This window comes from Shewanella sp. SM32 (assembly GCF_025654235.1).
In the GTDB taxonomy this organism is placed as follows: Bacteria; Pseudomonadota; Gammaproteobacteria; order Enterobacterales; family Shewanellaceae; genus Shewanella; species Shewanella oncorhynchi.
Genome location: NZ_JAKKRO010000085.1, coordinates 1 through 14,512, shown reverse-complemented (window position 1 = coordinate 14,512; position 14,512 = coordinate 1). Strand labels below are relative to the sequence as shown.

Here is a 14,512-nt window from a genome sequence, read left to right as displayed (position 1 = left end):
TTAATGTTTTACCTGGCACGGGGCGACCTTCTTTTCTGGCAATATCTCGCCAATGATACAAGGTTTGCACCGCGATGCCTTCTTCCCGAGCGACCTCTGCGACCGTTAAGTTGTGAGGAGGTAATAATTTTTTAAGGATCGCCTCTTTACGTTCTGGTGAATACCGAGCCATATCGTTCTCTTTTGCCGCACCCTGTCTTTAAACATAATGATTATTTAGGGGTGACAACAATCCTGACACAGGGGGCACAGTTTCAGTGTCCGTAAATACAAGCAACAATTGATCGGATAAAAAGATCCACCCAAGCGCTGCAAGCGCATAAATAGCCACAGCTAAAATAATATATTGAGTCCGAGATTTATGATTATGTACAGTATTGTCAACCATCCTAACTCCATCACAACTAGCGCCATCAAAACGACTCCCTTGATCTATGATTGGCACTAACGCCAGCCAACAATAGGTGGTCATTCCACAGATGAACATCATATTCAAGCTAAAGACTATAACTTAAAAAGTATCAGTATAATCTAATAAAAACCCGAAAGAATAATGTACAACATAAAAATGCAAATCAAATACATGCCTAAAATATAGCTATCAGATATTAAACTGCAAACAGTATCTAAAAATGATTATTGAGCGTTCAATCATTAACGATAGAAAGCGATATATTGCTAACTTACAGTAAATTTCCTAAGTAAATGCACAGCATATCTGGCTCACAGTGCGATGAAAATCCAAAATCCCCGGCGTAAATCATTAGGAACTCAGTCACCACATCGCATTTCTAACACACCAATAAGATGAGTGCTGAATCAGCCATGCTGACATAAAACCTCTACCTCCAAAACATAAAAAAACCATAATTTAAATACCTAAAAAGGTAGATATTACGGGTAAGGATATAAGCCCATACCTGTGAGGTTAAAAGAAAAATATACAAGAACTATTAAAACCCATGTCTATAGAACTATCGCAAATGCAATGGAATATCATACTTCCTAAAAAGCTTGACTATTGAATCCTTATATAGTGGCTTGATAATGTAACCTTTAGCTCCTGCAGCTATTGCCTGCTGAACTGATGACTTATTTTTATTCCCAGTCAACATAACAATGGGCGTAATTGCATTTATTCCATTAGACTTATTAATGTGGTTAATAATATAAAACCCATTAGTATCAGGAAGATTTATGTCCATTAAAATAACGTCATATTTTTTCTTAGAAAGTAAATCTAACGCCATACGTCCAGACAATGATGTATCAAGTTCAATGGCATACGTTCTAAGAAGCATAATAGTTAAATTCAAACTAATGTGATCATCCTCAACAATTAACATCTTTGGCACTACAGGAACTTCAACTGATACAAGAGAATTTTTTGACTCCGAATACAATCGATTATACGTGTATTTAGTATCAGGCACGGTTGGAGCAGCCTTGTTGCTAACCTCAATATGCTCCTGTTCTGGCAAAGGGGCTTCTGCGACCGTCGCCACATTTGATACATCAGTAACAACAAGTTCAAGTAAGTGCAACGCCTTACTTTGTAGTTTCAACAAAGCTGGTCTAATTTCATTAGAACGAATAAATGATAATATCTTCTTCAATGAAGCCAGATCTAACTCAGCGGTTCTATTACTTGCAAGGTGCGCTTCTGCCTTATCTAATGATTGCTCAATTTCAATCAAACTTAATTCAAAGCTATGTTCTAAATCCTTCTTGCGCTGAACACCTTTAAGGACAATCTCCTTGATATGCGAAGAGTAGTTATCTTGCACATTTACAAACTCTTCTACTTTTTTATATTTTCCTCTTAACCCAATTTCCCGCAATAAATGTGTACATATTATAATTGCTCTATGCACTTCATACATTGGCCTAGCAATTAAATAATCATTAATCACTCCACTACGATAAGCCTCGTACGCGTCTCTTTCTTGATGTTTTGGAATAAGAGAAACAACAGCATGCTCACATATTTCTACAGCCTGCAATTCCTCTATGGCTTCATAATAAATAAGTAAAGTTTCTTGTAAAGTTTCAGCAGCAACAAGAATCACTTTTGGGGTTGATTGTTTGATTTGCTCAACAAGCTCAGCATTCGTTTTAATCACATGAATACGAGAAAAATGACGAATTAGAACACTTATCAATAATCTATCATTATCTTGGTCGTTCGTATAGAGAACGATATGCTCAAAATTGACTCTATCCACTAGCATTACTCCTTTGCATAAAAAACTCAATTAGCGCAAATAAATCATCATCAACCTCTTGCCAACATTTTAAGATAACTTTGTAATCAATAGCATTGTTATGCGAAACACACTCTAGTTCTTGGCAAGATAAATTTAATTTTTTTGCTCCTATGTAAAGAGAATTACTTTTAAGGGTATGGCTAATTGCAGTAATAATACGAAGATCATTATCCACAATTGCAGACCTTAATGCTTCACGCTTAACAATTAAATTACTGTAATATTGCTCTAAAAAAATAGATAATTCTTCATCGCTTATATCTTCACCTACAAAGTTATATATATCTGATAAGTTGACTACCTGTAAGATATTCACTAATTCCTGCGGTGCTTCATCACAACAGAAAAAGCTATTATCAAAAGAAGTATTATCAGTTTTAACTGTAGACTTTTTTAAACTTGCATTATTTGACAAAGTGACTTTTACTTCATCTAAAAGGCCAATCAAATCATTCAACGTCAGAGGCTTTACAAGTACGCGATTTGCTCCAGCCTGCAAACATTCATCTTTACATATGTCGCCATGATCAGCGGTCAACATCACAATAATCGATGGCGCTAATTCCCGATATCCTTCAACTTCTCTAATGACGCCAATGAGGTCTGAGCCCGATATAGTTGGCATTATCACATCAGAAATAACGACATTAAATTTATTTGTCTTAAAAATCTCAATTGCTTGCATCGGATCTTGAACACAGGAAACTATGACTCCAACAGATAATAACTGCTTTTCGATGACAAATAAGTTTTCTTGACAATCATCAATAACTAACACACTAATATTACTATAATCAGCACTATCCGAAGCCTGCTCGTCAATAATATTCAAATAATTTTTAACATTAACGAAATCAGTTACTAATTGAATTCTGAGTGGTGGATATGAAATCACTTCGTAGTCGGAGTTAGACTTAGAAAGTGACACTCTCCTCAACTCTGCAACTCTTTCTTTTCTTGTAAAAAGACTAGTTACAAATTCATTCTTTGAGATAATATCATTTTGATTCAAGTCAATAAAAAGTATTGAGCTTTCAGTTTCAAATTCCAGTAATTCATTACTTGGTAAATATAGCAACTCGAAATCAAGCTCTTTGGAATATCTTGAAACTGATTCGTGAAAAATGGAACTGTTAGTATATGCTGTTACTGAAGCATCAATATCAGAACGATAGGAGCCGCTTACATCAGGTGCCGTAAAGTGACTATCTAAAGCAAAATCAATAACAAAATAGAAAACGCTACCATCACCGATACGACTAATAACCTGAAGGTCACTTCCCATTGAACGACATATACTTTTACTTATGTATAGGCCTAAGCCAACACCACCATACTGACGGTAAGAATTTGATGATGCCTGCTCATACTTACCGAACACTTTTGATTGTTCCTCTTCAGTTAAACCGATACCATTATCAATAACAGAAAACTTTAGTTTTACATTTTCGAATGACTGCTCCAGAACTTCTACGTCTAATAGAATCGACGAGTCAATTTTATTGGAAAACTTAATTGAATTGGAGATTAAATTATAGATAACTTGATTTAGTTTAACTTCATCACAAATAACCCTGCGATTAAAATTTAATGGCATAAAAAAGTCTAAATTAATGTCTTTTTTATCTGCTTGAAGGCTAAACGCATCAACAACAGATTCGCCTAACAACCTAACATCTACCGAGTCATTTTTAACATCTGCACTACTCTCATTTGTCTTTTTAAAATCCAACATACTATTAATGAGTAATAAAACTTGTTTTGAAGTACTGAATGCGACAGATAATAACTTCTTATCCTGTGCCCTTACATTACCTAAACTGAGCTCAATTAAGCCTAGCACTGCATTTAATGGTGTTCTAATCTCGTGACCTAGAGTGGCAATAAAATCACTTTGAAAGCTATTCAATTGTTCCAGCTCTGAACATTTCTCTATTAATACTTTTTCTTTCTCATATCGTTTAGATTCATCTATAATTAACCCAAACCGAGTTCCATCATCAAGGAAGAAATCTCTATACTCAAAATACAACCCTGATTTAGTTTTAAAAGATAGACATATGTTTTTATTAGTTGCACATTTATATCTAAACCACTTCATAATTCTATAATTATTTCTACCAACAACCTCATAGCTAACAATATCTTGAATTAAACTAAAAAATGACTTGCCAATATAATTATCAAAATGTAAATATGGGAAAAGGTATTTAACCCCGCCACCAATAAAATCAATATTGCCAAGACTATTTACGACAAGAACACCATCTGAAGCAATTTGCTGATATCTAGAGTCATCACCCGCGGGCTCCTCACGCCTAAATTGGCTATACTCGAAATTTTTTGTTATTGACGCATCATGCTCTACAACACAGAGCACAATAAAATTTTTATTTGCCATCTTTAATAGGCTAAACTTTAAACAGTTACTTCCTATCATTAAGCATTCATTAGGCGTGATATTCTGTTTAATCTTTTCAAAATGCTGAATTATTTTTTTCTTGGCATTTTTTAAAAAATTATTATTTGAGAAAATTTGATTCTCGCCTAACCACTCCCCCTCAGGTGATAGCATAAATGCACAAGAATCAAAAAAGTCTAAATCAATATCATTCATCATCACATGTCCTTATTGCAAACTAGCATTCATTACTACTGAACTGAATTTTTATACTGATTAAACCAGCTATACACTTTATCACACGCAGAGATGAGCCTCTCAGGATCAATATTATAATTATCAATGAAATAATCGACAGTAACCCAATCACCTTTCATATACGCCAGAGTAAGTTGTAAACAATGAGCTAAATATCCATGATTATTAAGTAAAGCACGCTTTATTTGCTGTTCAAGAGGAAGCGGCTCTATCGCTCTGTTCATCGGCTTATCTAAAATGGCATCTAAAGTAGATAATAATCCAGTCAAAAATGCTGACTCTTTCAACAAAGGAAATCCCATTAATGATATTAACTCTTCACATAACCGAGCCCTGATTATAGTATTACTAATTAACACAACTGGTTTGTTGGGATTAAGTTCAGCCAAAATAATGAGACTTACAAACTTACGAAGTTTATTTTCACCTAAAAAAATCATAGTCTGCTTAATTGAGGTAAATTCATTCACATGCTCAAACTGACTTGAATTGACATACCTTAGTAATTTATAGGTAAGATCTAAATCTTGAGAAAAATAATGTTCAAGTTTTTTATAACTAAAATCAGACTTAAAAACCTCATTGTAAATAGACATAACAAAATGTTGTGTAGCACCTATTTCACTCCCCTCTATGAGTTCTGGCTTATAAAAATAATAACCTTGAAAATAATCAAAACCGAGTGACTTAGCGAGCCTATACTCTTCCAATGTTTCAACTTTCTCTGCAAGTAACTTTAAATTATACTGTCTAAATTTAGGTATCAGATGAGAAACACTATCTAAAGGCGTTGAAATTATATCAATTTTTATAAGTTTAAAAAAAGGAAAAAAACGTTCCCACTCAGGTGAATAAACAAAGTCATCTAAAGCAAGATAATAACCCAAGTTAAATAACTCTTTAATTAAAATAAAGTTATCATCGCTTGGGCTAACAGTTTCCAATACCTCAACAATAATATTTTTGTATGGAAACATGTATAATAAATGGTCGCGCAAGAAATGAGATGGAAAATTAATTAATGCTGGCTTCCCTTCAGTTAAATCCTCTAGATCCATACTTAAATAACTATTTACAAATACTTTAGCTGTAGCAACATTGTCTGTAACACCCTGTGGGAAATAGTTATCCCGGCTATTTCTAAAGAGCAATTCATAAGCAACAACGTTTTTATTTCTATTCAATATAGGCTGTCTTGCCATATAAAAGCGCATAGTTCACCTCTTCCCTTTGGGTCACTTAACTTTATAATCATTAGTGAATCAGTCCTTTAATTTTTCATTCTAGACCTAGGTGCATCATCTTTCAACAGCACTTTCTCAAGCCTACACTATAAATTGATATAAGTAGCGATTAAATCCGGCTTAAATCTCAGATTTATACTTAATTTAGGTGAATATTTAAAAAAATATTCCCAAGACATAAATACCTATTTTTAGGTATGATCATCTTGTTTATCCATAAAAATTAAGTATTAAATGAACAGCTATTCTAGTATTCCGCAATGAAATAAAATGAGTAAAATGAACACTTAAAACAGAAAAAACATATTATTAATCCTTTTAGACATAATGGACTTATTGGCTTATTGCCAGTTAATGGCGTCATTACATAGCAGTGATACTAGACGAAAAACTTACCGCACTAGGGTTTGCTGGCGAGGATGTCACAACGATTTGACTGGATTTGATGCGAGGCTGAGCCCGTGTAGTGTCGTTATCCACATAAACGGGCAACATAAGCAGGTGATGAACACAATTTTGAGCTAGCTTGATAACAACACTAGTCGTGTCCCCAAGGTTTGGGTGGTAATGCTACTGGCTGGGTAAGATCAAAATCGACTTTGAAATCGCGGTTTTCGCGCGTGAGTTGGTAACTAAAAATCGTTGGCGTAATTTCCATGTGCCACACATTGGTAATCGACTGAGTTAGTCCATTCTTGACGAAGTTATCGATTGATTCCCTATCAATGGGAAATGACTGTTTCTGTACTGTCCCATCATTCATAGTGTCGCCGCCATACATGGTCACAGCATCTTCACTTCCATCCTGATGGCGATGGTCGTGCTTCAACTTAAGCCCTTGCTGCGTTTTAGTCAGCACCCAAGTACGCGAGTGGTCATCACCCACATGGAACGGGATCTTAAGCTCAGTGTCGCTACATTCACGCACGTGCATAATTAACGACTTGCCGCTAAAGGCCGAATCGGCACTGTCACCCGATACCACTTTTCCCGCAAAGGCTTGGCCACAATGGGCCGCAATTTGTGCGAAAAAAGTATTCTGCGTCTTGGTGGATAGCGACTCAACTTGAGCGGCGATGGATGGCAACGCGATAAAAGACAAACTGATGAGCCCGAGGCTCGGTAGGGTAATGTTGGGATTCATTATGTTCTCCACTTTTTTAGATGAAAAACACCCTAACACTAGGAAATAAATTCAAACTGAATTTCACCTAGTGTTAGTGATGATAAGCCAAGTGATTACCAGCCGATATAAGTACGCGATCGATTACCCAGACGCTTTTTGATAAAGCGAGCCGTCATAATACTGCCTACCATCATGAAAATGAAAATCCCAGCGGAAAAGAGCACGCTAGTCACAGCAGAACCTGGTGGAAAGCGGAAACGCATTACGGTTGCAGCTGTGTTAAATAGCATATCGAAGAGTGGATGAATAAAGAAAATTGCAAAACTCATCTCAGCGACTTCGACTAACCAAGGCAAACGACTTCGTCCCGACAACCATTCACAGAAATTCAGTACTAATACACATAAACAAAGTTTCTGAATAAACTGCCAATCGATACCGTTGTAATCAAACGGTGCCTTATGATAGTTACCAATATGCTGCACTATGTAAGTTTGTTCGACTAAGCTCACCACTAAAAAAATCATCGCTAGTGCGGTGAAAATAGAGCCAAAGCGCGTCACAATATGTTCATCTTGCGAATATAAAATACCAATCAAATAGAAAGGTACAAAATACACGACTGAGTGAATGAAATTGACGTTACCTATAGGTCTATGCAATAGAATTGCTACCACACAACTCAGTACAAATAGTGTCCAACGCATCTGCTGCGAGCAACGGATAAACCATAAAAAAATCGGCGAGAATAAAAACACCGCCATGATGAAGGGAATGTACCAGTGCGGATACAGAATATAACCGTTACGCACAGTATAAAAAATACTCAGCAAGACATTATCGAGCGGCTGATGCTCCATAAATATCCAGCGCAAACACAAACAAAATAGACCAATCAATGACACAACTAAAAAAGGATAAAGTACGTTTTGTACTTTGTTCTTCATAAACTTGCTGTAGTCGAAATCCTTATAAAAAATGCGATGGAAAAAGTATCCCGAGATAAACACAAATAACGCCGTGCCACCACGCAATAGATTTTCCAGCAACAGCGGGAAACCTTCACCAGAGTTGTAAATACTGTGGCCAAGCACGATAAAGATAATCGCAATGCCACGCATGTAGGTAAATTCGAGCTGATTTTTTCTCATTATTAATTCATCGCACAGTAGAGGGTTCTTCCATCAACAACACTCGCAGAAACCCTAATAGTTCCATGGACTTCCGCTTCGTTGAATACCAGATACTGACCCTCACGCTGAAAGGGGAATGCTAAAGGTAACAGAGTTGCCGCCTCAATGCCCTCACAAAAATTTTGTACTGGAACATCGAGTAATGGACTGCCACTCACTGACAAGTTACTAAATTGCGCGCTCATCCCTAAATAAGCTTGAGTCATTTCCTCTTGATAGGGCACTACATAAAAGCCAGAACGTACGTCACCCACATCAATAAAACTGCTACTATCGCTCACGCTCGGCATAACCAATAACGGCACTTTTGGATCCTGCACATTCAACAACAACTGAGACAGTTTTGCTTGAGTGGCAGGGTAATACGCTAGCATCTCCTGCAGCTGTTTCTTTTGTTTAGTGTCTTTCTTGTCTAACGGGGATACTGGCTTTACACGGTTCAGTAGTAAATCCACAGGCAACATACCCGACATGACCGACTCTTTCCATACATAAGGGTCTTGAGTGCTATCCAACAATATGCCCGCCAGAGCGCCAATATTTGCCGCCTCAGCCGTCCAACCAACCCACATCTTCTGCTGTTGATAATAGTCATACACATATTTTGTCAGTATTTGCTGATAACCAAGTAAAGTTTGATTTTGACTCAACACACGCGCACCAGCGGCCAATTCCACGTACTTAGCGCTGCCTTCAACAAGATCATTGATGTAACCGACTCTATCTTCATTCGGCGCAATTTGGCGCCATTGCTGCAACCAATAGGCTGCATAGCTAAGGTGTAATGACTGTTGCTCGGGTTGTGCCAGCGCCGCCATTAAGGCATCAAATAACTGTAAACGATAATAGCGAGCATCGAAGTTGAGCGGAAAGACCTCACCCTCATAACGCTTACCGTCTTCCAATACTCGCCATTCGGATTGGGCATAAAAATGGAAGGCTTCATGCAAGCCATTGCTCGCCCAGATTAAAAAAGCTAAATCCGTTGGCTTAGTGTCGCGAGTAAATTGGATGTTCGGCACTTCGAGCTGGATCAATACGCCTGGCTGGCCATTATATTGCGGAAAGCCGAAACTCACCGATAGACCAGAGTGCAGATTGACCGACTCTAACACACTGTTATCTTGGATTATTTCGCCACCAGGCTGTCGAAGCCAGACATTACCACCATAACTAAAGAGGTGTACTTTATCTTCAAGGCGAAAACCAGGCCACAAAGCTTCGCTCTGGCGACTATTCTGTGCCATAAAATCGAGGTAAAGACGGGCGAGTTGTTCCGGAGAGGCCTCATCGGCAAACGCGGGGGTAGCGGCAGAGACACCTAAAAGCCATAGGATCACTACCATAATATTTTTCATTTATCTGCCTAAACAAACACAAGGGGTTTACAAAACAGCGCTAGCATATAGCGCAATCAAGCAATAGTGAAACATTTGCAAAAAAATATTTTTACCCCAGAAAATCTCAGTCAAAACCAAATCAACGACTCCTAATGAAATCATATTTTTAGCACAATTTTGCATCACTTAGGCGATTGCGTTCGCAATAGGCTTAAGTCTTAGGTTCGCTCGGCTTATCTCCAAACCACAGTGCGAGTTTATCCGCTGCAAGGGATTTCACTTCATCATCGATATATAAGGTCACCATAGTCAGGGCAGCGGCAAGGGCACCTAAATCATCGGTAAAGCCAACTAAAGGAGTCAGATCGGGAATCGCATCTAAAGGCAAAACAAAATATGCTAACGCGCCGTAGATGACTGACTTAGCCCACTTAGGCGTATTGGGTTGTTGCGCTGCATAATAAAGCCATAGTGCCCGCTCGATGACCTCTCTACCTGCTTGACGGCTAAAGAGTTTGATCTTGTTCCAAAATCCGCTGTCAGTAAATTGCTCATCCGCCATCATATTTCTCCAGTACCCTAAAGTTGTTTGGGTATACACCTATGCCACTTCACAGTGTACGACGATAAGCCGCAGGGGTCAGGCCAAATTGTTGCTTAAAACGTAAGGAAAACTTTTCCGCAGATTGATAACCACAGGCCAAAGCCACTTGTAATACTGGCTCACTCGAATTCTGCAACATGGCTAAACCATGACAAAGTCGCACTTCTACCAGTAACTGCCTAAAACTGGTGTCTTCTAAGGCCAATTTACGCCTAAGGCTTGCCGTGCTCATGTGTAACTTGTCGGCAATATCCTCCTGCTGCCATGACGCCGAAGGACTCACACTCATCAAGGCCAAGGCCGCTTGAGTCACGCTGCGTTGGGTGTGTCCATACAACCAGTTCACACTGCGTTTATCCGGCAAACTTAACAGTAACGCGGCCAAATAATGTAGTTGAACAGGATCGGCCAGAGACAAGGTCAAACTCTGTAATAGCGCATTCCAAGCTAAGTCCACAGCGCGTGATATGTTTTGGACTGGCATAGGGTCACGCCAATCGGTAGCACTTGATAAAATACCTTGGGGTAAATCGTGGGGGAGTAATAACTGCACCGCCCGATAACGCCCAAGAAAAGGTCGATTAACAAAGCTAATATGCGAACCAGCAGAAATTAACAGTAACTGCCCTTGGCCTACTAAAACAGATTCATCTTGCCAGAGCAGAGACTTTTCACCATAGATAACCCGAATAATCGACGGCTGATGTACAGGGACTTGAGATAAAGATTGTGCCTGCTTCGAATCATATTCAAACATACGGATCATGACACCAGCCTAATTATCAATGGATTATCGATTATATACCGCAGTCAACTTGGCGTTGCCGAGCGCTTGTGCCCTGAGCATAAAGCCCAATAAGGCAGGGCTAGCGTCCTTTGGCAATTCTAAAGCACTGGGTAATGCCCACACAGTAAATTCATACCTGTGAACGCCATGACCTTGGGGCGGGCATGCGCCACCAAAATTTGTAGTACCAAAATCGTTCTTCAAGGCAATGGCGCCTTTGGGCAGTGCATCAACATGCGAGCCCGCACCTTGTGCGAGCGAAGTTTGCGCTAAGGGTAAGTTATATACGGCCCAGTGCCACCAACCGCTGCCCGTTGGTGCATCAGGATCATAAGCTGTCACTGCAAATGCTTTAGTTCCTGTGGGCACCTCAGTCCAAGTCAGTTGCGGCGAAATATTTTCCCCTTGGCAACCAAAGCCATTAAACACTAATTGCGATGTCAGTTTATTGCCCTCGCTCATATCTTTGCTCGTTAATGTCATAGCACTTGCTTGTCCAACGAATAACCCAAGCACTAAACTCGCCCCTAACCACCCTTTATTCATGTCTATCTCCTATTCATGTTCGACCTGACTCACTTTACGTCAATCAAAAAAATAACATCTGCCCTAAAACGACAACTTTCTGCCCCAAATGCTCAAATGTGAGAAAAAAGTTATCATTTTTGCATTTTTCAAGCAGGATGATGATTTTTTAACGAAAATATCTGCATAACAATGCAAATATGGAATGCGGTATAAATCGGAATGATGATTACAGCAGCCTTTAAATTAAGATTAGATATTTGAAATAAGATATTTTATGCAAATAATATTATTTAAATAATGCTGATAATATTTACTTTCATAATTTAGATGAAGATACTTAAGCATGATTGACTCAATTTAATATCGATAAATTAAGTTAAATTGACGTGCTAATTATTTAAAAATAAGACATAGGTCATGATTTTATTTATAACTCGCATATAAAATTCATTACGTAATAAAAACCTAACCGTTTTCTCTAAGTCATAATGGAGTCGTATATGAAGAGGAAATCTAAAATTATGGCGCATATCAGGCGCACACGGCATATCATGATGCCTAGTCAACGTGACTATTTCGATCACTCCTTTATCTTCCTCCGCTAACCTTAGCGTAGGTAGTAGGCCAATTAACAAGTCTAAAGTGCTATTGCCCTAATAGGCGCAAACACTTATCGTACTGTTTTCATTTGGTTTATTATCTAACACCTTAATCAAAGCATTCTTTTATCAGTGCAGTTTTACTGCGGCTAAGCTATTCATACGCTCAATAAATATATTTCTACTTATATTTATTTCGTAACTTTGGCATAACCACATTTAATCTGCGCACGGAATAGCTATATCTAATTTTCATACCATTAATATTTTTAATTAGGTATAGGCACACTTGTATCTATTTTTTATAAAGTAAAAGGGAAATTAACTATGAAATCATTAAAAGTAGCCGCTAGCTTATCTGTTAGATCTTGTTTCGATATCGACAGAGAAGTTGTCAATGTTTAACCACAGATTTTTGCGATGTGGGCGCGGCTGTCGTCTCTGTTGATGATGTTAGAAATGGTATTGTTGAAAAGATTAAAAACACCGGATTGAAACTGCCCATTTTCGTTTCAGTTTGCTGTGAAGAAACCTTCCCTGATGATGTTTGCTCATCGATTACAGGGGTATTTGAACTCTGCGGTGATAACACTGACTTCTACGGAAAACAGGTTGAGACTGCAATAAGTAAATATGAACAAGCGCTATTGCCACCTTTCTTCGGTACGTTAAAAAAATACGTCGAAATGGGTAACTCTACCTTTGCTTGTCCTGGTCACCAAGGCGGACAATTCTTCCGTAAACACCCTGTGGGCCGCCAATTCTTCGACTTTTTTGGCGAAACAATTTTCCGCGCGGATATGTGTAATGCCGACGTGAAACTGGGTGATTTACTGATCCATGAAGGCGCTCCACTGGAAGCACAGAAATACGCTGCCAAAGTTTTTAATGCCGATAAAACCTATTTCGTACTTAACGGTACTTCGTCATCAAATAAAGTCGCGACTAATGCGCTGTTAGCGAAAGGCGACCTCGTGTTATTCGACCGCAATAACCACAAATCAAACCACCATGGCGCATTAATTCAAGCAGGTGCTACACCTGTTTATTTAGAAACGGCACGTAATCCCTTCGGATTTATTGGTGGCATTGATGCCCACTGTTTCCAAGAGTCCTATTTAAGAGAGCAAATTCGTGAAGTCGCGCCAGAAAGAGCCGATGAAAAACGCCCATTCCGCTTGGCGATAATCCAACTCGGCACCTATGACGGCACTATCTACAATGCTCGCCAAGTGATTGATAAAATTGGCCATCTTTGTGACTACGTCTTATTCGACTCGGCTTGGGTGGGTTATGAACAGTTCATCCCTATGATGAATGACTGCTCACCACTCTTGCTCGAACTGACTGCTGAAGATCCAGGCATTATCGTGACTCAGTCGGTGCATAAACAGCAGGCGGGTTTCTCACAAACCTCGCAAATCCATAAAAAAGATAAACATATCAAAGGCCAAGATAGATATTGCACCCATAAACGCTTTAACAACGCCTTTATGATGCATGCCTCTACCAGTCCCTTCTATCCTTTATTTGCAGCGCTAGATGTAAACGCGAAAATGCATGAAGGCGCGAGCGGTCGTTATCTGTGGCGCGAAGCGGTAAAAGCGGGTATCGAAGCACGTAAGCTATTGCTCAAAAAGTGTAAATATATCAAACCATTCGTGCCAACAATGATCGACGGCCGCCTATGGCAAGACTATGAAACCGAACAAATGGCCGATGACTTACGCTTCTTCGAATTCGAACCTGGTCAGAAATGGCACTCCTTCGAAGGTTATGAAAAAGGCCAATACTTTGTTGACCCTTGTAAGTTCTTATTAACAACACCGGGCATAGATGCTGAAACTGGCAAATATACCGAATTTGGTATTCCAGCGACTATTCTGGCTAACTTCTTACGGGAAAATAATATTATTCGTAAGCGTAACGCCAACCACACATTCCAATCCTAACTGATCAACTTTACCCTGTCTGCCATTATCAACTGCCAGGGTAATCATCATGCACCGTACCAAAGAACAATGGCTGGCCTTGTTTGCCGAGCAAGCCCAAAGTGGTCTCACCCAAACTGAATTTGCAAAACGTCAGGGCATCATTCCTACATATTTTAGTTATCGCAAGCGTCAGTTGTTGGCGTTTCAGGATGATGACGGTGGCTTTGTTGA

The 14,512-nt window shown here is 38.9% G+C and carries 12 protein-coding genes and 1 pseudogene; 3 read left to right on the top strand and 10 right to left on the bottom strand.

Annotation, left to right across the window (positions count from 1 at the left end; genetic code table 11):
* From L5M10_RS21770 to L5M10_RS21725, 10 genes are all read right to left on the bottom strand, one after another.
* On the bottom strand, window positions 1-172 hold a 172-nt coding region (locus tag L5M10_RS21770; RefSeq protein WP_263238167.1), incomplete at its 3' end, for a transposase.
* An 802-nt stretch (window positions 173-974) separates the two neighbouring features.
* A complete protein-coding gene (locus tag L5M10_RS21765) occupies window positions 975-2,225 on the bottom strand; it encodes a response regulator (protein ID WP_263255902.1) in 1,251 nt (416 codons plus the stop codon).
* The gene (locus L5M10_RS21760) at window positions 2,218-4,887 is read right to left on the bottom strand and encodes a hybrid sensor histidine kinase/response regulator (protein ID WP_263255901.1); all 2,670 of its coding nucleotides are present in this window, start codon (window positions 4,885-4,887) and stop codon (window positions 2,218-2,220) included. The genes L5M10_RS21765 and L5M10_RS21760 overlap by 8 nt, the downstream gene beginning before the upstream one ends.
* 32 nt (window positions 4,888-4,919) lie before the next feature.
* A complete protein-coding gene (locus L5M10_RS21755; protein WP_263255900.1) occupies window positions 4,920-6,140 on the bottom strand; it encodes an EAL and HDOD domain-containing protein in 1,221 nt (406 codons plus the stop codon).
* A gap of 568 nt (window positions 6,141-6,708) precedes the next feature.
* Window positions 6,709-7,314, bottom strand: a complete 606-nt coding sequence (locus tag L5M10_RS21750) for a hypothetical protein (RefSeq protein ID WP_263255899.1) — start codon at window positions 7,312-7,314, stop codon at window positions 6,709-6,711.
* A 95-nt stretch (window positions 7,315-7,409) separates the two neighbouring features.
* The gene (locus L5M10_RS21745) at window positions 7,410-8,447 is read right to left on the bottom strand and encodes an acyltransferase family protein (RefSeq protein WP_105250503.1); all 1,038 of its coding nucleotides are present in this window, start codon (window positions 8,445-8,447) and stop codon (window positions 7,410-7,412) included.
* A gap of 2 nt (window positions 8,448-8,449) precedes the next feature.
* The gene (locus L5M10_RS21740) at window positions 8,450-9,847 is read right to left on the bottom strand and encodes a hypothetical protein (RefSeq protein WP_105250504.1); all 1,398 of its coding nucleotides are present in this window, start codon (window positions 9,845-9,847) and stop codon (window positions 8,450-8,452) included.
* 193 nt (window positions 9,848-10,040) lie between these two features.
* The gene (locus L5M10_RS21735) at window positions 10,041-10,391 is read right to left on the bottom strand and encodes a YkvA family protein (RefSeq protein ID WP_168826089.1); all 351 of its coding nucleotides are present in this window, start codon (window positions 10,389-10,391) and stop codon (window positions 10,041-10,043) included.
* A 49-nt stretch (window positions 10,392-10,440) separates the two neighbouring features.
* Window positions 10,441-11,199, bottom strand: coding sequence for a helix-turn-helix transcriptional regulator (locus tag L5M10_RS21730; protein ID WP_263255898.1), 759 nt, complete (start codon window positions 11,197-11,199; stop codon window positions 10,441-10,443).
* 24 nt (window positions 11,200-11,223) lie between these two features.
* Entirely contained in the window at window positions 11,224-11,766 is a 543-nt protein-coding gene (locus L5M10_RS21725) for a YbhB/YbcL family Raf kinase inhibitor-like protein (RefSeq protein ID WP_131525388.1), read from the bottom strand.
* A 470-nt stretch (window positions 11,767-12,236) separates the two neighbouring features.
* Between L5M10_RS21725 and speFL the strand changes: the two genes are divergently transcribed.
* From speFL to tnpA, 3 genes and pseudogenes are all read left to right on the top strand, one after another.
* Window positions 12,237-12,353: a leader peptide SpeFL gene (speFL, locus tag L5M10_RS24240; RefSeq protein ID WP_100199882.1), complete on the top strand. Its 117-nt coding sequence runs from the start codon at window positions 12,237-12,239 to the stop codon at window positions 12,351-12,353.
* A gap of 321 nt (window positions 12,354-12,674) precedes the next feature.
* Window positions 12,675-14,272: pseudogene (speC, locus tag L5M10_RS21720) on the top strand (ornithine decarboxylase); the annotation flags it as partial.
* Window positions 14,273-14,348: 76 nt separating this feature from the next.
* Window positions 14,349-14,512 (top strand): IS66 family insertion sequence element accessory protein TnpA (tnpA, locus tag L5M10_RS21715; RefSeq protein ID WP_411569281.1); only part of this gene is annotated, 164 nt, incomplete at its 3' end.